The sequence below is a fragment of the Bradyrhizobium sp. SBR1B genome, assembly GCF_014198205.1.
Lineage (GTDB): Bacteria > Pseudomonadota > Alphaproteobacteria > Rhizobiales > Xanthobacteraceae > Bradyrhizobium.
This window is the reverse complement of record NZ_JACIHC010000002.1, coordinates 377,703-399,432: the sequence shown is the minus strand read 5'-3', so window position 1 is coordinate 399,432 and position 21,730 is coordinate 377,703. Positions and strand designations below refer to the sequence as shown.

Below are 21,730 nucleotides of genomic sequence, written 5' to 3'. Positions count from 1 at the left end.
AAGTCACCCGGGAGAAATAGGCAGAAATGCCCGGGAGCTGAGATCGTGCCGACGACACTCGCGCGCACATTTGCGGCGTTGAGCGCCATCAACGAAGCGATCCTCTATGCGAAATCGCCGGACGAGCTGTACCAGAAGGTCTGCAACGCCGGGTTTTCGAGCGGGGATTTCTTGGCTGTCGCCGTGTTTCTGGTCGGAGCGGACGACCGGCGGCTCCATTTTGCGGCCGGCTGTGGCGATGACATTGCGCGGCTGCGCTCGATCGAGATCACGACGGATGCCGGCACACCCGAAGGCTCGGGCGTCGGCGGCGAGGCATTTCGCGATCAGAAACTGTGCGTCAGCAATGATTATCTGAACGACCCGCGTTCGCTGGCGTGGCGTCAGGGTGCAGCTTCCGCCGGCATCGGCGCGGCTGCGGCGCTGCCGCTGCTCTGCAACGGCAAGAGCGTCGGCGTGCTCTACGTGACCCGCCGCGAAGCCGGCTCGCTGAACGAGCAGATGGTGTCGCTGTTCGAGCGCATGTCGGCCAACATTTCCTACGCTCTGGACAATTTCGCCCGCGAAACAGCGCGGCAGACCAGCGAACGGGCGACCCGGCGGCTCAACCGCATGTTCGGCGCCATCAGCGCCACCAACGAAGCCATCCTGCGCGCCAAGACCGAGCAGGAGCTCTACCAGCTCGTGTGTGACGCCTCCGTTCACGGGGGCAAGTCGCTGGCGACCATCGTGTTGCTCCGCGAACCGGATTCGCATTGGATGAGTCCGGTCGCGTCCACCGGCCAGAACCTCGCACTGATCACCCAGGCGCGCTATTCGATTGATCCGGAGAATCCCTACGGCAAGGGACTATCCGGTGAGGTGTTCCGGACGCAGAAGGCCATCGTCGAGGACGATCTCGCCAGCCGCACCAGAGGCACGCCGTGGGAGCAGGCCAACGTCAACACTGGCGTTGCCGCCTGCGTGGTCGCGCCGCTGATCAGGCACGGTGAAAGTGTCGGCGTGCTCCTGTTCTTCATCAGCCGCTCCTGGGCCAAGGACGAGGAGATCGTCGCGCTCCTGCTGCGTATGGCGGAGAACGTCTCGTTCGCGATCGATAATTTCGGCCGCGAGTCCGAGAAGGCCAAAATCGCCGCCGAAGAGGAACGGCTGGCACGCATGTATGCGGCGCTCAGCGCCACCAACGAGGCGATCCTGCGGGCGCGGTCGCGCGCCGATCTGTTCGACCTCGTCTGCGAGGCGACGGCGAAGGGCGCCAAGTTCACTTCGGCCAACATCGCCCTGGTCGACCCTCACGCCGGGCTGCTGCGCGTCGTCGCCTGTTACGGACCGAACGCCGACCACGTTCGCAACTTCAAGTTATCCATCTCCGAGCAGGTGCCGGAAGGGCGCGGACTGACCGGCACCGCGTTCCGCACGCGCCAGCCCGCCGTCAGCAACGACGTTCTCGCCGACGAGCGCATCGCGCCCTGGCACGCCAGCGCCCGCCGCAACGGGATCGCGTCCTCTGCCGCGTTGCCGCTCTTCAACGGCGACCAGGTCGAAGGCGTGTTCCTGTTCAACTCCCCGGAGTGCGGCACGTTCACACCCGAATTCGTCGAATTGCTGCGCAAGCTCCAGGCCAACGTCGCCTTCGCACTGGAAGGCTTCGATCGCGCCGAGGAGAAGGCGCAGGTAGACAAGCAGCGCAATCGCCTGAGCGGAATGTTCGAAGCGCTCAGCGCAACCAATGAAGCGATTATGCGCGCCAAGACGCGCGAGGACCTGTTCGAGGCCGCGTGCCAGGCAGCTATTCTCGGCGACGTGTTCGCGTCGGCAACGATCGGCATCATCGACGAGGAAAACGAGCTCGTCCGCGTCGTCGCGGTGAAGGGGCGCCTGCAGCAGCAGATGGTTGGACGGACCTGCAACATTTCCGCCGACCATCCCGAAGCCAAGGGGATCATCGGCACCTCGCTCCGGACCCGCCGGCCCAGCGTCATGAACGACTATCTGAACGAGCCGCGGTCGGCATATTGGCGGGCGAAGGCGATCGAGGACGGAACGCGGGCCGCCGCCAGCTTCCCGCTTCTAAAGGCGGGCCAGGAGCCCATCGGCATCCTGCTTTTCCTCGCGCCCGAGGAGGACACATTCACGCCCGATCTGGTCGAACTGCTCGGGCGCCTTGCCGAAAACGTCTCCTTCGCGCTCGACAATTTTGACCGTGCCGAGGAAAAGGCCCGCACCGAGGCGCAGAAAGAGCGCCTGACGCGCATGTTCGCGGCTCTGAGCGCGACCAACGAGGCGATCATGCGGGCGAAGTCGCGCGCCGAGCTGTTCGATCTCGTCTGTCTCGCGGCCTCGAACGGTGCCAAGTTCACGTCGACGACCATCGCGCTGGCCAGGGCCGACAGCGACCAGCTGGAGATCGTGGCGAGTGCCGGGCCATCTTCCAACACCACGCGGAACGTTCGCCTCTCGATCGACCCCGAGCGGCCCGAAGGACGCGGGATGAGCGGCACGGCGTTCCGCACGCGCCGGCCCTGCATCAGTAACGATTATCTCAATGACGATCGCGTCAGCGCATTCCACGCCGTCGTCCGCGGCGACGGCGCGCGATCTGGCGCGGCATTTCCGCTCATCGTGCACGATCAGGCCGTCGGCGTCATGATCTACATGTCGACCGAGCCGGCTACTTTCACGGCCGAATTCGTCGAGCTGTTGCAACGTCTCGCCGACAACGTGTCCTTCGCGATGGAGAATTTCGATCGCGCCGACGAGAAGAAGGAGGCGGACGAGCGGATCGAGTACCTCGCCTCGCATGACAGCTTGACGGACCTTCCGAACCGCGAGACCTTCAACGGGCTTTTGCGCGAGGCGATCGAAACTGCAGAGCGCCACGACCACCGTTTCGCGGTGCTGTTCATCGATCTCGACCGCTTCAAGGTCATCAACGATTCGCTCGGCCATGAGGCCGGCGACCTGCTCCTGCTCGAAGTCGCCAACCGCTTGCGCGGCGCGCTGCGGGAAAGCGACGTGGTGGCGCGCCTCGGCGGCGACGAGTTCGTGGTGATCCTGGACCGGTGCGGCGAGATCGACGACGTCCAGCGCATCGCGACCGGGCTGCTCGCGGCACTCGCCGAGCCCATGGAGCTCGCCGGACACGAGTGCCACACCACGGCCTCGATCGGTATCGCGATGTATCCGGCCAACGGCTCCGATGCGCAGACCTTGACCAAGAACGCCGACATGGCGATGTACCTGGCCAAGGAGGACGGCAAGAACGGCTACCGCTTCTTCTCCAAGGAGGTGAAGACGCAGTCGATCGAGCGGCTGTCGCTGGAGAGCGCGCTGCGCCGTGCGCTGGAGCGCGAGCAGTTCTCGCTGAACTACCAGCCCAAGGTCGACATGGAGACCGGCCAGATCACCGGCGTGGAAGCCCTGCTGCGCTGGACGCATCCCGATCTCGGCAACATCTCGCCGGCTCAGTTCATTCCGCTCGCCGAGGAAACCGGCCTGATCGTGCCGATCGGCCGCTGGGTGCTCAACGAGGCCTGCGCGCAAGCCATGGCCTGGCAGCGCCGCGGCCTGTTGCCGTTGTCGATGGCGGTCAATTTGTCGCCGCGGCAGTTCGCCGACGAGCATCTGTTGCAGGACGTCGACGAGGCGCTGGCGGCCAGCGGCATGTCGCCGGTGCTGCTCCAGCTCGAAGTCACCGAGAGCATGATGATGCGCAATGTCGGCCGCGCGCTCAAGGTGCTCGATGCCATCCAGAGCCGCGGCATCCGCCTCGCCATCGACGATTTCGGCACCGGCTATTCGTCGATGTCGCTGATGAAGCACTTCCCGATCGACACCATCAAGATCGACCGCTCCTTCGTGCGCGACCTGCCGCAGGATTCCGAGGACCAGGCGATCGCGCAGGCCATCATCAGCATGGGCAAGGCGCTCGGCATGACCGTCGTCGCCGAAGGCGTCGAGAACGTCGAGCAGGAGGCATTCCTGCGCACCCATGGTTGCGACGAGATGCAGGGCTTCCTGATCTCGAAGCCGCTGCCGGCCAAGCAGATGGCCGAGCTGCTGCGGCCGATGGTCCTGCCTGTCGCGCCGCCGCTCCAGCCGGAGCCGGACGTCGCCGTCACGAAAGCCGCGGCGTCACGGCTGAAACGCGCTGTCGTCTGACGGCTGCGGGTGCAGCTCGCGGACGTCGTGCTCCCCGACCTCGGCCTTGCTCGGAAAATCCTGAGGCCCCGTCAGCGACGTCTGCTCGACGAACAGCGCGAGAATCGCGTGCGCGCCCTCGGCGAAGCTCGCACCCTCGTTCAAACCGAGTTCGGCGCACCATGGGCTACTCATCTGCTCCTGGTCGTCGAACACCGCCATGGCAGGTCCCCACCACCAGGCGGGCGCAGGGGAGCGCTCGTCCGCAGGCACAATGTGCCAGCGGGCAAACTCCTCCATCACGCGCTCGAACTCCAGGCGGGCGGCCTGATGCATTCGTTCCATGCTCCCAGGAATCCGCGACCGATGACAGGCTTTCGCGCCGAAATGATCGTGACCTGACGCTCGGAAAAATCGGCTCGCTCAATCGGCCGAGCATGCATGCCGGCATCGTCGCCGGCAGCGAAGGCCCAGTCTAGCCGTTCACGCCTTCGCCGAGCAAGGCGCGAGCGCCCCGATTGCCTAACGCGGTCTGAACGGATGCGCCTTCTGGTGCCAGGCCCAGGCGGTGCGGATGACCGTCGCCAGGTCGGAATGGCCAGGCACGAAGTTCAGCACCTTTCGCGCAGCGGAGGGGTCTGCGACCAGATAAGTCGGATCGCCGGCGCGGCGCGGCTTGACGGTGTGCGGCACCTCGCGGCCGGTCTCCTGCCTGATCGCGTTCAGGATCTCGCGCACGGAAAAGCCGGAGCCGGTGCCGAGATTGAAGCTGCCGCCGGCATGCCCCTCTTCCAGCAGCTTCAGGGCCGCGACATGCGCCGCGGCGAGGTCGGTGACGTGGATGTAGTCGCGGATCGCGGTTCCGTCGGGCGTGTCGTAGTCGTCGCCGAACACCGCGAAGTCGACATGGCCCTGCAGCGCCATCATGGCGCGGGGAATGAGGTGGGTTTCATTGTCGCGCAGCTCGCCGATGCCGCCGGCCGGATCGGCGCCGCTGGCGTTGAAATAGCGCAGGCAGAACGCGCCGAAGCCATAGGCCGAGCGATAATCGGCGAGCATCCGCTCGATCATCAATTTCGATGCGCCATAGGGATTGATCGGCATGCAGGGAAAGTCTTCCGGCAGCTCCTTGGAATCGGCATTGCCGTAGACGGCGCCGGTCGAGGAGAACACGATGCGATGGCAGCCTGCGTTGCGCATCGCCTGCAACAGCGACAGCGTGCCCTGAACGTTGTTGATGTAGTATTTCTGCGGATCGGTCATGGACTCTCCGACCAGGCTCGCTGCCGCGAAATGCATCACCGCCGTGATTTTGTGGTCGGCGAAGGCGCGTGCCAGCGCCGTGCCGTCGAGCAGATCGCCCGTCACCAGGGGGCCGGCAACGAAGCTGCGATGACCTGTCGAGAGATTGTCATAAACGACGGGCTGGTAGCCGGCGGCGGTCAATGCGCGGCAGGCATGCGAGCCAATATAGCCCGCGCCCCCGGTGACGAGGACGGTCGGTCGGTCGGTCATATCGTCTTCTGCTCTTCTCTTAGCGGAGGGGCCGGTTGCGGCTGAAGAGAAGATAGAGCGCGCGGGGGTTGGTGGTCAAATAGCGCCAGAACAGGCGACGCGGCTCGAGCAAGGTGCGCCAGGCCCATTCGAGTCCGATCTTCTGCATCCATTGCGGCGCGCGGGAACGGCTGCCCGACAAAAAGTTGAACAGGCCGCCTGATGTCTTGATAACGCCAACATTGGTCAGGTACGGCGTGAATTCCTCCACGAATGCCTGCTCGTTGGGCACGCCGAGCGCGACCCACAGATAGTCCGGCGCAAGCGCGTTGATCTCCTCGACCTTGGCGCGCAGCGCCTCGCCTCGCAGATAGCCGTGGCTGCGTCCGATGATCTTGAGGTTCGGATACATCTTCTGGACGTTCTCGACCGCCACGATGTTTTCGGCCTCGCTGGCGCCGAACATGTAGAAAGTGCGGCCGACCGCTTCCGCCTTGCGCGCGACGACGTGGAACAGGTCCGTGGTCGCGACGCGCTCGGGCAGGGGAAACCAGGATTGCAGCCTTGAAGCCGCCACCAGCGGCTGGCCGTCGGCGTTGATTAGGTCGGCGGCGCGGAACAGGCGCTCGGTCTGCGGTTCCGTCGAGCAGCGCGCCAGCACCTCGCCATTGGCCGAGGTCAGGAACAACGGACGGCCGATGCGATTGTCGGGATCGGTCGCTTCGATCATGAAATCGGCGGTCGCTTCCAGATCGATCGCGGCCATGCGGAGCCCGCCGACGGTGATTCGCGGCACGTCGGCCGTTGCTGCCCGTCCGTCGAGGTTGACGCGACGCTCAAGCATATTGTCTGCCTCGCTGGCGCGTTTGGATTGCAGGGGTGAGCTCGTCCAGCACGACGCCGACGAGCTTGCGCTCAGCGCGGCCCAGCGCGGTCAGGATCTCTTCCAGGCTGTCGTTGATGTCGAGGCTGGTCGGCAGCACCGCCACCAGCGCGTCGGTGTCGTCCAGCAGCTTTCGGCCGCCGGCAAGAAGCGGCATCACGGGGCCGTCGAGGATCACGAGGTCATAGCCGCCCGCGGCGCGCGCCTGCGCAATCGCCTTGCGGATCGCATCGGTGGCCTTGCCGGCGTCGCCCTCGCCGGCCGGCAGCACCGAAATGCCGTTGACCGTCCTGATCTCGCGTGCGGCCTTGCTGCCGATCGAGAGCCAGCCGAGCCTGCTCGGTTCGTTCCTGCCGGGGCGGCTGACCTTGTTCGAGAGTGCGTGGGCCTGATGGTCGGCATCGATCATCAGCACGCGGGCGCCGTCGCGCGCAGCCGCAAGCGCGAAATTCAGCGCGATCACGCTGCGTCCGGTGGTGTCGCCGGCGCCGACGAGCGCGATGACCGGCATCGCCTTGTCGCCGGCGCGCCGGGCTACGGCAGTGCGCATATCGCGCCAGGCGTTGAGCAGCTTCGTCAGCGGAAAGCCGGGCCGCAATGTCGGCCAGCCCAGCCGGGTAAGGTCGACGCCGCCGCCGGTGGCGAGAATGGCTCCGAGCGTGTGGATGACGTCGGCCTCCTGGAGGCGCGCGATCAGCGGCTTTTCGATCAGGGGCTTTTCGACCATCGCAGGCTGCAGCGATGGCGCGGCAAGTTCTGGCAGGGCCTGCGCCACTTCCTGAGGTCGCGAGACCTGAGGAGATTGCGGAGCTGCCGGAGCCGGCAATACCTCGGGAGCGCGCGTTCTCTCCGGCGCCGGCTCGCGCTCACGGCGGACTGGCGCAGGCGCCGGTGCGCCGACGAGCAGGAGTTCGACCGCGGCGAACCAGCTTGACGCCGCGAGCGCGCCGAAGATGAAGCCGATCATGGCGAACAGGCTCATCGCGGGCGGGAACGAGCGCCGCTGCGGCACCGTCGCTTCGCCGATGACGCGGGCCGCCGAAGTGTTCAGCGTCTCCTGCTCTTCGGTCTCGCGCGAGCGCTTGAGGAAGGATTGATAGACGTCGCGGCTGGCATCGGCCTCGCGCTCGAGCTCGCGCAGGCGGACGGCGGCCTGGCTGAGCTGCACGCTCTGCCGCTTCTGCGCCTCCATGGCCCGGTTGAGCGAGGCCTCATAGTCGCGGGCGCGCGTCAGATCGTTCTTGGCCGACTGGGCGAAGCGATCGATCTCCTCGCTGATGGTGCGCTTGAGATCCTCGACCTGCTTCTCGGTCTGGCGCAGTGCCGGATGGCGCGGCCCGAGCTCGCCGGCCTGCTCAGCATATTTCTTGCGTGCATCGGCATATTGCGCGCGCAGGTTCGCGATCGTCGGCGATTGCAGCGCCTCCGGGATCGCGCCGGCGTCGGCCGCGGTACGGCGGCTCGCCTCGATCTGGTCGAGCCGCGCCTGGGCATCCATCGTCGCCGCGCGGGCCGCGGAAAGCCGCTGGTTGCTGGCGGAAAGCTGCTGATCGCTGATCAGCGCATCCTGGGTGCCGACGAAATTGTTCTGGGCCTTGTAGGTGGCGAGCGCGGTCTCGGCGTTGCGCAGCCGCTCGCGCAGCTCCTTGAGGCGGCCGGAGAGATCGTTGGTGGCGCGCCGTGCGGCCGAAGCCTGCGAGTTGCGGGACTCGGCGAGATAGGCATTGGTCAGCGTGTTGGCGAGCGTCGCCGCCTTCGCCGGATCCGTCGACCAGACCTCGATGTCGACGATGAAGCTCTTTTCGGTCTTGCGGATCGTGATGTGCCTGTTCAGCGCCTCGAGCGCCGCAAGCTGCACCTCCTTGTTGTCCGCAGCGGAGGGAGCGCGGGGCTGCAGACCGATCAGGCCGAGCAGCGACGACATCAGGCTCTGGCCGTCGCTGCCGCCGCCGAATTCCGGGTCCTTGTCGAGACCCGTCTGCTGGATCACCTTGAGCAGTACGCTGTTGGAGGTGATCAGCCGCGCCTGGCTCTCCACCACCATGGCCATGCCGGAGACGTCCTGCGCGCGCGGCGTGAGCTCGCGATCGACGAGCTGAAGCTCGCGCGGATCGACATAGAGCTGGGCGGTGGCGGTGTAGCGGGGCGTCAAGCTCTTGCCCACGGTAACGGCGAGCGTTGCACCGAGCAGGGCAGCCGCGGTAATCGCGATCTTGCGTCGCCAGAGCAAATTGGCGAGCTCCAGCACGTTGAAGCCGGCCTGGGGCCTCTGTTGCGGCGACTCCGGTCTGGCCCGATCTATCGGCTGGTTATAGTCAAGCATGATCCCCAGCTTTCATTCCAAATGCCGCAGGCTGAGGGGCTACTCTTCGCTCTACGCCATGCACCCGGGATATAGGTGCCCAATCAACGCAACAGGGAAAATTAACCATACTCATTGAGGGACTATTCACCGAAATGGCAAACAAAGCGTTTAAGCGCATGCCACTCCGCAGTGCGTCCTCGTGACGCCAGCGATGCCGGGGCTCCCTGGAGATTAACGGTTCGTTACCGCGCGCGGCATGGCTGCGAAGCTCCGCCTGTTCTGCAATGGGCCGCGCGCGCGCCATGATCGTCAGCTCTTCCGCAGGATGACGTGATAGTCGCCGCGACGGACGTCGGTCCCGCGCGAAAGCATGGTATTCAGCACGGCGGCGCCGGCGTCCACGAGCGCCGCGAACAGCGGCTTGCTCCGGCGCATCTCGGGATAGCGCGGACTCTCGACCTCGCGGCGGTAGATCATCTCAAGGCCGTTGGCGGCCGCGAAGGCTTCGAGCCGGGGCAGCGTCACCAGCGGATGGAAGAAGGTCGGGAACGGCGGCTCGCCGGGCATGCCGGCATCCTTGATGCCGCGGATGTGCCGGTAGAACCAGACGTGAAACCAGTGCGGCGAATATTTGGTGACGACGCCGGAGAGCGAGCGGGGATTGGGCGCGCCGATCAAGATCATGCCGCCGCGCTTGAGCGCATCGCGGAAATTCAGGAGCGCGGCGTCGACGTGGGGCAGATGCTCGATCACGTTGTAGCAGATCACGAGATCGAAGGTCTCGCGCTCGAAGCGGTAGGTCTGCACGTCGCCGAGGATAGCCTCGTCCGCGTAGGTGTTGTTGCGGACCTGGTCCTCGTCGATGTCGACGACGGTGACCTTGCTGCGTCCAGGCAATTCCGGCGGCAGGACGCTGCACGAGCCGCCGCCGGCTTCATAGATGGCGAGCTGGCCTTGCGGCAGTTCGCGCCGCAGCACGTCGTGAACGGCGAGCAGGCTGTCGCGCGCTTCGCCCGGGACGAGATCGTGAAGCGCCTGGACGGGTGCCGCGGCCGCGGGGATCCGGATCGCCGTGGCTGTCGCAAAATCGATCGTGGCTGGCTTGTTCATATTTTCTGACCGCGCTTGTTCTATTCAAATTTACAGGAAAAATATCGCGAGCCCGAAGAGCAAATCTGATGCCGCGCCGTCTCACCGGTCGCAGTGCTTACGGTCGGGTTAATGCGCATGCGCATTAACTACGGCATTGTTCATGTTGGGTCTTGATCGACGCGTGGACCGCGAATTGCAGTACCACGTGCGCATGATTTCGCGGGAGAAACAGGCGAAAGCGGTTAAACGCATGATGTTGTCTTGGGACGGTCGGGAGACTGGCGTGAGGCGCAGGCACGCGCCATCAACAGGCCGTTCGTTTTGGGACGCATCTGTCCCGCGACGATGTGCCGTCGCGGGACGTACGAATGAAGCAGGGCTTTTTCAATATATCTCGGACATCTAGAACGGCATGACATTGATCCCGACAGACCTGTCTGCCACGCGTATCGCGGATGCCGTGCGCGATCCCAACCGGGAGATCGTGGCGAGCTCCGCGGTCATCGACCTGTCGGTCGGTATCGTCGTCTGCATTCCCTGCTTCCGCCGTCCGCAGCATCTGCGGTTGACGCTGGAGTCGCTGGCGAACCAGCGGACCCCGCGTTCATTTGCCGTCGTCATGGTCGAGAACGATGCCGCGCAGCGCGAGAGCGCGCCGGTTGCCGCGGAGTTTCTGGCCGCCGGCAGGCTGCAGGGCGTCTGCCTCGTCGAGAAGCGGCAGGGCAATTGCCAGGCGATCAATGCTGCGTTCGAGACGGCGCAGGCACTGTTTCCTGCCGCAACCCGCTTCCTGATGATCGACGACGACGAGATCGCGTCAAGCGACTGGCTCGAACTGATGGTCCGCACCGCGGAGGCGACCGGCGCCGACGTGGTCGGCGGGCCGGTGCTGCCGGTGTTCGACGACGACAGCAAGCCGTGGCTGTCGCGTCATCCCGCCTTCTGTCCCGCCTACGACTATTCCGGCGCGGTGCCGCTGATCTATGGCTGCGGCAATTGTCTGATCACGCGCGCGGCCTTCGAGCGGTTCGACCGTCCCGCCTTCGACCTGCGCTTCAATTTCCTCGGCGGCGGCGATTGCGATTTCTTCGTGCGGTGCCGTGATGCCGGCATGATCTTCCACTGGACGGCGGAGGCCGTCATCACCGAGACCGTGCCGCAAAGCCGCACCAGCCTCGGCTGGATCGCCAAGCGTGGCCTGCGCATCGGCGCGATCAATTATCGCGTGCAGTACAAGGCCGCGCAGAGCGCGGCGGCGCGGGCGCGGGTGTTCGTACAGATGCTCGGACGGTTGCCGCTCTCGCTGGTTCGGTCCGCAGGTCTGCTGACGTCGTCGAAGGCCGTCGTCGCGATGCACCCCGTGATGGTCGCGTTCGGCTCGATGCTCGCCGCGTTCGGGATCGAGCCGAAGCCCTACGAGGCCTCGAAGATCGTGTCGTGACGATCAGATGCCGAAGCGGGCGAGGGCAGTCCTGGCCGCGGCGCGCGGCAACGCCTTGAGCGAGCGGCGGCCGACCATTCCAAGATAGCCAAAAGCCTGGCGATATCGGCCGAAACGGACCGCCTGCATCGCCGAGTAGGTGATGAGATGAAGTTCGGCGGCGAGGCGCAGTCCGGCCGCCGTGCCCTCGGGCAGACGTGCCAGGATCAGCCCGTCGTCGAATACCCGCGCGATGGCAGGGAAGAAATCCTTGGGCGTCCGCACCGCGGCGTTCATGGTGTTGGCGGTGTGCAGGCGATAATCGAGCAGCAGTTTTGGCGCGAATTCGAACTCGCCGATCGCCGCCAAGCGGCACCAGCAATGCCAGTCCTCGCAATATCTCAAGGACGTATCAAAGCCGCCGATGGCCCGGAAAGCTTCCGCGCGCGCGAGCGCGATGCCGCCATTGACGATGAAATTGCCGGCGGCGAGCCGCGTCAGCACGTCGCCGGACGGCTTCCGGCGCCCCTTCAGCAGGCCGCGCCGGCCGATCTGATGTCCTTCGCTGTCGATCGTGTTGTAATCGCCATAGACGAGCACCGCCCGCGGAGCCGCGCGTACCGCCTCCAGCAGCGCCGCCACTGCGCCAGAGCGAAGGCGGTCATCGGCATCGAGGAAGAGCAGCCAGTCGCCGCGGGCATATCGCGCACCGAGATTGCGCGCTGCCGACACACCGGCGGAATCATTCGTGATCAGGTGCAGCCGCGGATCGCGAATGCCGCGGACGATGGCGGCGGTGTTGTCGGTCGAGCCGTCGTCCACGACGATGACTTCGCCCACCTCGCCCTGCGCCAGTGCGCTGGTGAGGGTTTCGCCGACATAGGCCGCAACGTTCTTGGCGGGAATGACGACGGACACCGACCAGGTCGAGCTCGACGGCAGCGGCTGGCGTGCCGCCGGAACGACGCGTCTGGTGGCCGGCAAATCGAGGACGTCTTCGGCGGTGATCTGAGCCACGGCTCGCCTTTAAGAGTCTGTTAACCAGGACGCGTGCGCTGAATGGATGATGCGATCGATCGCAACGTGGGCAGGCCCCGCGAATGATACTCGCATTACAGCCAGATCGTTGCCGTGAAGCCGTGTGTGGCGCTGGTTTCGTCAATTAGCGTTAAGCCGCTGGCATTAAGCCTGTGGCAAATTTGGAAGAGTGCGACCGCCGGTCCCATGCGAGAATGCGCATCCGGCTGCCGCGGATGGAATCCAGTGCCCGCAAAGACATTCGAACACGACCCAGATGCGATGATCCTCAACCTCTTCTATGAGGACAAGGACGATCGCTGGTTTCCCGGCGACCGGCATCTGCGACGCATGGCGCGCCGGTTGCTGCTCGGCGAGCCGCGCATGAGCGGTCAGCTTCGCGTGTTCCTCAATCTCTGTGCGGGGCTCGATCGGCTCGGCATCCGCTACCGCGTCAACGATTACGGCTACATCGCGCGGCATCCCGACGAGCTCGCCTGCATCGTCGGCCGCACCTTCCTGCTCGACAAATTCGCGTGGAAGAATCCGATCCTGCTCGGCGTCGCCGCCCATAATCATCCGCTGGACGACCTCGATCTGTTCAAGCGCCTGCCGGTGAAGAAGGTCGTGGTGCCCGGGCCCTGGTACGTCGACATGTACCGGCCGTATTGGCCCGAGACGGAGGCCTGGCCGGTCGGTATCGATACCGATCTCTGGGTGCCGTCGCACGCCTCGCAGAAGGCGGTCGACGTGCTGATCTACGACAAGGTCCACTGGGACCGCGAGCGCTATGCGCCGGAGTTGATCGAACCCGTCCGCGCCCGTCTGCGAAAAGAGGGCCGCTCGTTCACGGAGCTGCGTTATGGCAGCTACAAGGAAGAAGATTATCAGGCGGCGCTGGCGGCCTCGCGCGCGATGATCTTCCTGTGTCAGAACGAGAGCCAGGGCATCGCCTATCAGCAGGCCTTGTCTTGCGGCGTGCCGGTATTCGCCTGGGATCCGGGCGGCCCGTGGCGAGACCCCGATTACTATCCGCACCGCGTGCAGTTCGCGCCCGTGTCGTCGGTGCCGTATTGGGATGAGCGCTGCGGGGCCAAATTCGTCGACGTCGCGGGATTCGAGGCGGGGTGGGACAATTTCTGGGAAGGGTGTGCCGCGGGCGCGTTCGATCCGCGCGGCTATATCCTGGACAGTCTCACGCTGGAGCAACGGGCGCTGCAATATTACGAGATTGCGCGGAGCATCGTGCGGCAGCCGGTGGCGCAGACTTCCGAAAGGCCTGGTGACGGACGCTCAATGGGCTTGAGCCAGGACCTCGAACTTCACCGGCGTCACCAAGTGTCTTGAGCCGTGGACCGCAGTATGGACCGCAGCGCCGCCGACATGACTGACCTCGAGGCCCGATCGTTGGGCCGCGTCCTGCGCGACGGCCTGGCGGAGCTCAATGCCGTGCAGGCGGCGCGCTGCCTCGTCGCCGTCGCCTCGCTGCTGCTGGTGCTGGTGACGCTCGATCCGTTCCCGGACCTGCGCAATCCCGATGTCACCACCGTCGTCGGCGGACGAATGGCGCTGGCCTATGTTTCCTGGGGACTGCTCGCTGCGGTCGCTGTGCTGCTCGTCGCCACCACCGATGCGCCCGCGCTGAAGACTCTGGTGACGCCGCTTCACCTCTGCCTCGTGGGCTGGCTGGTGATCAACATTGTCCTCTCTGAAAGCCGCGGCGTTTCGATCCAGCGCTTCGTGCTCGCCGCCAGCGTGACGTCGCTCGCCGTCCTGCTGCCATTGCTGCCGCCGACGCAGCGCAGCTTCAACCTGTGCCTGGGCGCTGCCGCGCTGGTGCTGCTCGCGCTCTGCTATCTCGGCGTCATCCTCGCGCCGCAATATTCGATCCACACCGGGCTTGATATTGGCGAGCCGCAGCTTGCCGGCGACTGGCGCGGCAGTTTTGGCCACAAGAACATCGCCTCACCCGTGATGACCATCCTGGTCTATGTCGGCATCTACCTGACCGCCGTCGGCTCGTTCGTGATGGGACCGGCGATCGCCGCGCTGGCCGGCATCTTCCTGATCTTCACCGGCGGCAAGACCTCGTCGGTGCTGTGCCTTGCGATCTTTGCGCTCGCGTCGCTGGTCTACGTGACGCCGAGCCTGTGGCTGAAGCGGATCATCTGCTTCGTGCCGCTGATCGTGATGAACCTTTTGACGGTCGGCAGTGTCTTGAGCCCGGCGCTGGGAGCGATGACGCGGCTGCTTCCCCTTGATCCGACCTTCACCGGCCGATCCGCGATCTGGGAGTTCGCGCTCGCGGCCGTCGCCGAGAAGCCGGTCATCGGTCACGGCTATGCGGCCTTCTGGGATGATGTCACGGCGCGGCAGACCGCCCAGGGCGCCGAATGGGCGACGTCGGCGGCGCACAGTCACAACAGCTATCTCGACCTCGCGGTCACCATCGGTCTGCCGGGGCTGCTGCTCGTGATTCTCGTGTTCGTGCTCGCCCCCCTCCGTAATTTCCAGTCAGCCCAGACACACAACCGCAGTGGCGCACTGGCAAAGCTGTTCCTGACCGTATGGCTGTTCGGCCTGTATTACGGCGCGACCGAGACCTTCCTGCTCGAACGGCAGAATCCGATCTGGTTCATGTTCGCGCTCGCGGTGGCCGGCCTGCATTTCCTCGCCAGGTTCCAATGCGTCGAGCAGATGGAACCGGAGCGCTGACAGCTTGTCGCAGTCGGGGCGATGGTGGCATCGGCTTAACGATTAAGCGGCTAGGTCTCTTGTGGTGCGCGACAAAACATAATCTATCTCGAAACATTCAATAATCGTATGCCCCGCAGATGACGTTCCTCAGCGTCGAGCAACCAGATGGCCTCGTGTCCAGCACGTCGAACATCGCTGTCGATTTCCTGCGTGACTGGCGGCAGGCCGCGTCGCGCCTGAGCGCCGGGCATCGCACCGCATTCCAGCATGGTTACTGGCTCGATGCATGGTATGAGGCGTTTCACGATTTTGCGCCGCTGATCGCGATGATCTCGGATGCCGCCACCGGCAAGGACATCGCGATGGTGCCGATGATCAGCCACATCAGGCGCGGCATCCGCATCGTCGAATTCGCCGATCTCGGCGTCTCCGACAACAACGCGCCGATCCTGGCGAGCGATGCCGCGTTGGACGCGGCGGCGGCGCATGCGATCAGCGGGGCGCTGGTGGAGGCGTTGCGCGGCTTGCCGGACCGCTTCGACCTGCTCCGCCTGAAGAAGATGCCGGCCCATGTCGGTGGCAAGCCGAATCCGCTGGTGGCGTTCGGGCGGATCGGATCCTCATCGCTGAACGGCAATGTCGTGCTGATGGGCGACGACTATGAGAACTATCAAGCCTCGATCAAGCGCATGCAGATGCCGCGCTGCTGGCGCGTCTTCAGCCGTCACCAAGGCGCGCGGTTCGAGATCGCCGCGGACGTTGCGCGCGCGCATGAGCTGCTGGACGTGATGGATGTGCAGCAGCAGGCGCGCATGCGCCAGCTCGGCTCGCGGTTCGTCCTCAATGACGACGCCCATGCGCAGTTCTACCGCGAGGTTGCCCGCCAGGGCGTCGCGGAAGGCTATGCCGTCGTTGCGGCACTGGTCTGCGATGAAGCTGTCATCGGCACGTCATTCGGCATCAGGCAGGGCGCGACTTATTACCTGCTGCGCATCAGCCACGGCGGCGACTCATGGTCGAGCTGCTCGCCGGGCCTGCTCGTCGCCGAGCGCACCATGGCCGCGATGCATGCGAAAGGCGTACGCCGTTTCGACCTCAGCATCGGCAATCAGGATTACAAGCGGCGCTTCGGCGCCGAGCGGGTGCCGCTGACCGACGTCAGCGTCGCGCTGACCTGGCGCGGCGCTCCTTTCGCATGGCGCGACCACGCCGCGCAGGGCCTGCGCCGCTATCCCGCGGCCGCCGCCCTCGCGGCGCGGGCGATACGCAAGATGCGCTGACACAGGCTGTCTGCTCGCCCGTCATCTCGGAAGGCCCGCGCAGAAGGCATCCAGCAATGCGCGACCCTGCGACCAGTCGCCGAGCCCGCTCGACCCATTGATGTGGCCGAGTGCGCCCGGCACGATCAGGCCGGACTGCCAGGCGCGTGCGCGTCGCTGTGTCACCTCGAGGCTGCCGTAGGGATCGTTAGTGCTGGCGACGATGAGCGAAGGGAAGCGCAGCGCGCGGTCGGGGACCGGCTTGAACGCGGCGGCCTCGCCGGGAAAGCTGGTGCCGTCAGGATCGGGCACCGCTACCAGAAACGCACCAGCGATCGCGGATGGGAAGCGGGCGGCCCAGTGCGCCACCAGCAGGCAGGCGAGGCTGTGGGCCACCAGCACCGGCGGCTTCGCGCAGCGCCTGACCGCTCGCTCCAGTGATTGCTCCCAGTCGTCGAGCTCGGGCTGGTCCCAGCTCGTCGGCTGAAATCGTCCGAAGCACGCATCACTGCGCTCCCAGAGCGTCTGCCAATGGGTTTCGCCGGAGCCGCCGAGGCCGGGCAAGGTGATAATGTCGTGCATGATCGTCCCGTGATATCTGAGATGGAGGCGCAGTGTGGCCGGTCACGGTGCTGCGTGACATGGCAAGTCATCGGCCGAATCGATCATCTGCCGATGATCTCAAGGCGGAATGGAGAATTTTCTTGGATCGTTTCGGAAGCATCGACGCCAAGGATCTGAAGATCCTGGAGGCGCTGCAGGCCAATGCGCGCGTGCCGTTGTCCGAGCTTGGCCGTTCCGTCGGCCTGTCCCAACCGGCGGTCTCCGAGCGCGTCAAGCGGCTTGAGGAAGCCGGCATCATCGAAGGCTACGGGGCCCGGATCAACCCGCGCGCGCTCGGGCTCGGCCTGATGGCGCTGGTGCGCCTGCGCACGTCGCATGAGCACATCAAGACCTGCCTGAAGAGATTCAGCGAGATTCCATACATCATCGAGGTCCATCGCGTGACCGGCGATGACTGCTTCGTGCTGAAGGTGCTGGTTCCGGCGCCGGAAGACCTGGAGACGATCGTGGATCGCATTGCCGGTTTCGGCACTGTGACGACCTCGCTGGTGCTGCGGAGCGAACCGGCGCGGCCGATCGGCCGCGAGCTCGTCAGGAAGAAGACCGAGCGGAGCTGAGGCGGCATTCCCGAAAGAGAATGCCGCCCGTCGCGTCAGCCGTGTGGCTAGCCATGGAGCTTAGCCATGGAGCTTCTTGGCGGTCTCCGCGATCTGGCGGCCCTGATAGCGCGCGCCGGCGAGCTCGTTGGCGCTGGGCTGGCGGCTGCCGTCGCCGCCGGTGATCGTGGTGGCGCCGTAGGGCGCGCCGCCCGTGACTTCGTCGAGCTTCATCTGGCCGGCGAAGCCGTAGTTCATGCCGACCACGACCATGCCGAAATGCAGGAGGTTGGTGATGATCGAGAACAGCGTCGTCTCCTGGCCGCCATGCTGGGTCGCAGTCGACGTGAAGGCGCCGCCGACCTTGCCGTGCAGTGCGCCCTTGGCCCAGAGCCCGCCGGCCTGATCGAGGAAGTTCGCCATCTGCGAGGCCATGCGGCCGAAGCGGGTGCCGGTGCCGACGATGATTGCGTCGTAGCTGGCGAGATCCTCAATCTTGGCGATGGGGGCGGCCTGATCGACCTTGTAATAGGAGGCTTTGGCGACCTCGGCCGGCACCAGCTCCGGTACGCGCTTGACGTCGACGGTGGCGCCGGCCTCGCGCGCGCCCTCGGCGACGGCGTTGGCCATCGCCTCGATATGGCCATAGGCGGAATAATAGAGGACGAGAACTTTGGTCATGGTGGTCTCCGTTGGGGGATGAGTTTGAATGGTTGTTTGAGCCGTGGATGGCCGGGACAAGCCCGGCCATGACGGAGAGAGTCGTCAGGCCGCGTCGACGAGCACGAGCTCGGTGTCCTCGAGCGCGGTGATCTTCAGCCGGTCCTCGTCGCGGATCGCGGCGCCGTCGCGGGCGTTGACGCGCACGCCGTTGATCTCGACTGAACCTGCCGCAGGCACCAGGTAGAGATGCCGCGCCTTCTCTGGTGCGTACTCCGCGCTCTCGCCGGCCTTGAGCGTGGTGACGAGCACCCGCGCATCGGCGCGGATCGGCAGCGCATCCGTGTCACCTTCGATCCCGCTCGCAATGGTGACGAGCTTGCCGGAGCGATTCGCTTTCGGAAACGGCTTCGAACCCCAGGTCGGCTGTCCGCCGCGCGTCGTCGGCTCGATCCAGATCTGGAAGATCCGCGTTTGGGTCGGCTCCAGATTGTACTCGGAGTGGCGGATGCCGCTGCCGGCGCTCATCACCTGCACGTCGCCCGCTTCAGTGCGGCCCTCGTTGCCGAGGCTGTCCTGATGGGTGATCGCGCCCTCGCGCACATAGGTGATGATCTCCATGTTGGCGTGGGGATGGGCGGGAAAGCCGGTGTTGGGCGCGATCTCGTCGTCGTTCCACACCCGCAATGCGCCGTGACCCATGTTGTTCGGGTCGTAATGGCCAGCGAAGGAGAAGTGATGCTTGGCCTTGAGCCAGCCGTGGTCGGCGCTGCCGAGCTTGTTGAAAGGTCTGAGTTCGATCATCTGCGTAATTCCTTGTGTGGGTGGTTGGCGCCTTGATCAGGCGCCGAACCCGCCGTCGACGTTGAGCACCGTGCCAGTGACGAAGGAGGCGTCCGGGCTTGCGAGGAAGACGATGCCGGCGGCGACTTCCTCGGGACGGCCGAAGCGCTGGAGCGCGTGCTGCTTGCGCTGGGTCTCGGCGAACTCGCCGCCATCCTTCGGATTCATGTCGGTGTCGATCGATCCTGGCTGCACCACGTTCACGGTGATGCCGCGCGGTCCGAGGTCGCGTGCCACGCCCTTGGTGTAGCCGACGACGGCCGCCTTGGTGGCGACGTAGTCGGCAAGGCCCGGGAACGAGGCACGGTCGGCCAGCATGGAGCCGACGGTGACGATGCGGCCGCCTTCACCCATCAGCTGCGAGGCGGCGCGGATCGCCGCGATGACGCCGTGCACGTTGACCTGATCCTGGCGGGCGAGGGCATCCGTGTCGGCATTGGCGTCGTCGATGGCACCGCCCGCGGCAACGCCGGCATTGTTGACGAGGATGTCGAGATGGCCGAATTCCCTGGCGACGTCGTTGACCAGTTGCGTGACGTCCTTGGCGGAAGCCTGGTCCGCCCTGAAAGCGCGGGCCCTGACGCCCTTGGCCTTCAACTCGGTGACGACGGCTTCCGCCTTTTCCGGCGAGGCCACGTAGCTGATGGCGACATCCGCGCCTTCGTCTGCGAGAGCGCGGGCAGAAGCCGCGCCGATGCCGCGCGAGCCGCCGGTGACGAGGGCAACCTTGCCTGAGAGCTTCTTGGTCATTGGATTTCTCCAGTCCTGAATGTCTGATGACCCCTTGGATAAGCCTCCGTCTGTGGTATAGAAATAGAAACTGTTGAAACGCATTGTTTCCATAAATACCCTATGGATGGGTCGCCATGGCAAAACTTCCCGATTTCGAGGCACTCGCGATCTTCGCAAAAGTCGTGGAATTGCGGTCGTTCGCGGGGGCCGCGAGCGAGCTGGCGATGTCGAAAGCGACTGTGTCCAAGGCGGTCACCCGCCTGGAGGAGCGGCTCGGCGCCCGGCTGTTCAACCGCACCTCGCGCCGGCTTGCGCTGACCGACGCCGGGCACAAGCTCGCCGAGCGCGCGACGCGCCTGCTGTCCGACGGTGAAGCGGCGGAGAACGAGGCGCTGGCGCAATCGGTGGCGCCGCGGGGCCTGGTGCGGCTCGCCGTGCCCATGACGTTCGGCATCAAGGCGGTGGCGCCGCTGCTGCCGGAGTTTTTCGAGGCCTATCCGGAAGTCTCGGTCGATCTGCATTTGAGCGATGCGACCGTCGACCTGATCGGCGAGGGTTTTGACATGGCGGTGCGGATCGCGCGGCTGCCGGACTCCTCGCTGCTCGCGCGGCGGCTCTTCACCATGCCGCGCTTCACCGTGGCCGCGCCGTCCTATCTGAAGAAGCACGGCCGGCCGACGCATCCGATGCACCTGGCCGAGCACAAGTGCTTCAGCTACGCCTATATGTCGACGCCCAACATCTGGCACTACACCAATTCGGCCGGCGAGCAGGCCAGCGTGCGCCCGGGTGGACAGCTCCGCGTCAACAACGGCGAAGCCGTGATGCCGGCGCTGATTGCGGGCCTCGGCATCGCCGAGCTGCCCGAATTCATCGTTGGCGAAGCGATCTCGTCGGGCGCCGTCGAAGTGATCCTGAAGGACTGGAAGCAGGCCGAAGGCGCCGTGCACCTGGTGACGCCCCCCGGCGGCCCCCGTCCCGCCCGCGTCGAAGCGCTCGGCGATTTCCTCGCGGCCAAGCTCCCGGGCACCTGCAAGCGGCGCGCGAAGAAAGGTGCGAGGGCGGGATAGACTTTGGTGGGCACGGCGCGCGCAGCGCGCCTTTGCCCACCTACGAGATCTCGCTAGTCTATCGTTCGCGCAAGCTATCGTAGGGTGGGCAAAGCGAAGCGTGCCCACGGCTTCGCCTGAGGGGATCGCAAGTGTCTCGATATCGGCGGGCACAAGGCAGCATGTTCTTCTTCACCGTCGTGCTCGCCGACCGCTCGAGCACGCTGCTCGTGGACCAAGTTGATCGCCTCAGGCGAATTTACCGAACAGTTCAGCAGCGCCGCCCGTTCGAGACGATCGCCATTTGTATCCTGCCCGACCATCTCCATGCTGTTTGGTTGCTTCCGGAGGACGATGCTGATTTTTCGTCGCGGTGGAATCTGATCAAGGGCGGCTTTTCGCGAGGCTTGGAGGGCGGGCCGCCTTCAATGAGCAAATTGAAGAAGCGCGAAAAGGGCATTTGGCAGCGTCGCTATTGGGAGCACACCATTCGCGACGACGCAGATCTGGAGCGACACGTTGATTACATCCATTTCAATCCCGTGAAACACGGGCTCGTCACGCGCGTGCGCGACTGGTCCCTCAGCAGCTTTCATCGTTACGTGGAGCAGGGCGACCTCCCCGTGGATTGGGGCGGGGACATGCGCGACATCGCCGGTCATTTCGGAGAGTGACCGTGGGCACGGCGCGCGCAGCGCGCCTTTGCCCACCCTACGGCAGCTCGCCAATCTATCGTTTGTGCAAACTATCGTAGGGTGGGCAAAGCGAAGCGTGCCCACGTCTTTGTCTGAAGAGATCACAGGCGTCTCGATATCGGGCGCGCGGGAGACCTTTGGATTGGGGCGGGGACATGCGCGACATCGCGGGTCATTTCGGAGAGTGATCGTGGGCACGGCGCGCGCAGCGCGCCTTTGCCCACCCTACGGCAGCTCGCCAATCTATCGTTTGTGCAAACTATCGTAGGGTGGGCAAAGCGAAG

The 21,730-nt window shown here is 65.3% G+C and carries 18 protein-coding genes; 8 read left to right on the top strand and 10 right to left on the bottom strand.

Annotated features, from left to right (window positions below):
• The first annotated feature begins 45 nt into the window (after positions 1-45).
• Positions 46-4,161, top strand: coding sequence for a GAF domain-containing protein (locus GGD61_RS06570; RefSeq protein ID WP_092255368.1), 4,116 nt, complete (start codon positions 46-48; stop codon positions 4,159-4,161).
• On the opposite strand, the gene GGD61_RS06565 is transcribed toward GGD61_RS06570, so the two are convergent.
• From GGD61_RS06565 to GGD61_RS06545, 5 genes are all read right to left on the bottom strand, one after another.
• The gene (locus GGD61_RS06565; protein WP_092255365.1) at positions 4,135-4,476 is read right to left on the bottom strand and encodes a hypothetical protein; all 342 of its coding nucleotides are present in this window, start codon (positions 4,474-4,476) and stop codon (positions 4,135-4,137) included. The two genes, GGD61_RS06570 and GGD61_RS06565, sit on opposite strands and share 27 nt — an antisense overlap.
• A 186-nt stretch (positions 4,477-4,662) precedes the next feature.
• On the bottom strand, positions 4,663-5,655 hold the full coding sequence (galE, locus tag GGD61_RS06560) for a UDP-glucose 4-epimerase GalE (protein ID WP_092255363.1): 993 nt from the start codon (positions 5,653-5,655) through the stop codon (positions 4,663-4,665).
• Between the two features lie 19 nt (positions 5,656-5,674).
• A complete protein-coding gene (locus GGD61_RS06555; protein WP_092255360.1) occupies positions 5,675-6,478 on the bottom strand; it encodes a WecB/TagA/CpsF family glycosyltransferase in 804 nt (267 codons plus the stop codon).
• Positions 6,471-8,840 carry an exopolysaccharide transport family protein gene (locus GGD61_RS06550; protein ID WP_092255358.1) on the bottom strand — a complete coding sequence of 790 codons (2,370 nt, stop codon included), beginning with the start codon at positions 8,838-8,840 and terminating at the stop codon, positions 6,471-6,473. The genes GGD61_RS06555 and GGD61_RS06550 overlap by 8 nt, the downstream gene beginning before the upstream one ends.
• Positions 8,841-9,131: 291 nt before the next feature.
• Positions 9,132-9,932, bottom strand: coding sequence for a bifunctional 2-polyprenyl-6-hydroxyphenol methylase/3-demethylubiquinol 3-O-methyltransferase UbiG (locus GGD61_RS06545; protein WP_092255355.1), 801 nt, complete (start codon positions 9,930-9,932; stop codon positions 9,132-9,134).
• Between the two features lie 394 nt (positions 9,933-10,326).
• On the opposite strand from GGD61_RS06545, the gene GGD61_RS06540 reads away from it, so the two are divergent.
• Complete coding sequence (locus tag GGD61_RS06540; protein ID WP_092255352.1) at positions 10,327-11,355, top strand: glycosyltransferase family 2 protein; 1,029 nt, start codon at positions 10,327-10,329, stop codon at positions 11,353-11,355.
• 3 nt (positions 11,356-11,358) lie between these two features.
• On the opposite strand, the gene GGD61_RS06535 is transcribed toward GGD61_RS06540, so the two are convergent.
• Positions 11,359-12,351, bottom strand: a complete 993-nt coding sequence (locus GGD61_RS06535; protein ID WP_177237066.1) for a glycosyltransferase — start codon at positions 12,349-12,351, stop codon at positions 11,359-11,361.
• 246 nt (positions 12,352-12,597) lie between these two features.
• Here GGD61_RS06535 and GGD61_RS06530 point away from each other — a divergent pair, with 246 nt between their 5' ends.
• The 3 genes from GGD61_RS06530 to GGD61_RS06520 all read left to right on the top strand — a co-directional run bounded on the left by GGD61_RS06530 (position 12,598) and on the right by GGD61_RS06520 (position 16,328).
• Positions 12,598-13,698 carry a glycosyltransferase gene (locus GGD61_RS06530; RefSeq protein WP_092255349.1) on the top strand — a complete coding sequence of 367 codons (1,101 nt, stop codon included), beginning with the start codon at positions 12,598-12,600 and terminating at the stop codon, positions 13,696-13,698.
• 15 nt (positions 13,699-13,713) lie between these two features.
• Positions 13,714-15,066 (top strand): O-antigen ligase, encoded by a 1,353-nt coding sequence (locus tag GGD61_RS06525; RefSeq protein WP_183230440.1) that lies wholly within the window; start codon positions 13,714-13,716, stop codon positions 15,064-15,066.
• A gap of 119 nt (positions 15,067-15,185) precedes the next feature.
• Positions 15,186-16,328, top strand: a complete 1,143-nt coding sequence (locus tag GGD61_RS06520) for a GNAT family N-acetyltransferase (protein WP_177237065.1) — start codon at positions 15,186-15,188, stop codon at positions 16,326-16,328.
• A gap of 21 nt (positions 16,329-16,349) precedes the next feature.
• On the opposite strand, the gene GGD61_RS06515 is transcribed toward GGD61_RS06520, so the two are convergent.
• On the bottom strand, positions 16,350-16,889 hold the full coding sequence (locus tag GGD61_RS06515) for an alpha/beta hydrolase (protein WP_092255346.1): 540 nt from the start codon (positions 16,887-16,889) through the stop codon (positions 16,350-16,352).
• A 122-nt stretch (positions 16,890-17,011) separates the two neighbouring features.
• Between GGD61_RS06515 and GGD61_RS06510 the strand changes: the two genes are divergently transcribed.
• A complete protein-coding gene (locus GGD61_RS06510; protein ID WP_018321535.1) occupies positions 17,012-17,488 on the top strand; it encodes an Lrp/AsnC family transcriptional regulator in 477 nt (158 codons plus the stop codon).
• A gap of 60 nt (positions 17,489-17,548) precedes the next feature.
• Here the strand turns inward: GGD61_RS06510 and wrbA are convergent, their stop codons facing one another.
• The 3 genes from wrbA to GGD61_RS06495 form a co-directional block, all read right to left on the bottom strand.
• Complete coding sequence (gene wrbA / locus GGD61_RS06505; RefSeq protein WP_018321536.1) at positions 17,549-18,148, bottom strand: NAD(P)H:quinone oxidoreductase; 600 nt, start codon at positions 18,146-18,148, stop codon at positions 17,549-17,551.
• 84 nt (positions 18,149-18,232) lie between these two features.
• Positions 18,233-18,931, bottom strand: coding sequence for a pirin family protein (locus GGD61_RS06500; RefSeq protein WP_092255343.1), 699 nt, complete (start codon positions 18,929-18,931; stop codon positions 18,233-18,235).
• A 36-nt stretch (positions 18,932-18,967) separates the two neighbouring features.
• Entirely contained in the window at positions 18,968-19,720 is a 753-nt protein-coding gene (locus GGD61_RS06495; protein ID WP_092255340.1) for an SDR family NAD(P)-dependent oxidoreductase, read from the bottom strand.
• A gap of 116 nt (positions 19,721-19,836) precedes the next feature.
• Between GGD61_RS06495 and GGD61_RS06490 the strand changes: the two genes are divergently transcribed.
• Positions 19,837-20,772, top strand: coding sequence for a LysR family transcriptional regulator (locus tag GGD61_RS06490; RefSeq protein WP_092255337.1), 936 nt, complete (start codon positions 19,837-19,839; stop codon positions 20,770-20,772).
• A 131-nt stretch (positions 20,773-20,903) separates the two neighbouring features.
• Positions 20,904-21,425 (top strand): REP-associated tyrosine transposase, encoded by a 522-nt coding sequence (locus GGD61_RS06485; protein ID WP_177237064.1) that lies wholly within the window; start codon positions 20,904-20,906, stop codon positions 21,423-21,425.
• Positions 21,426-21,730: the final 305 nt, after the last annotated feature.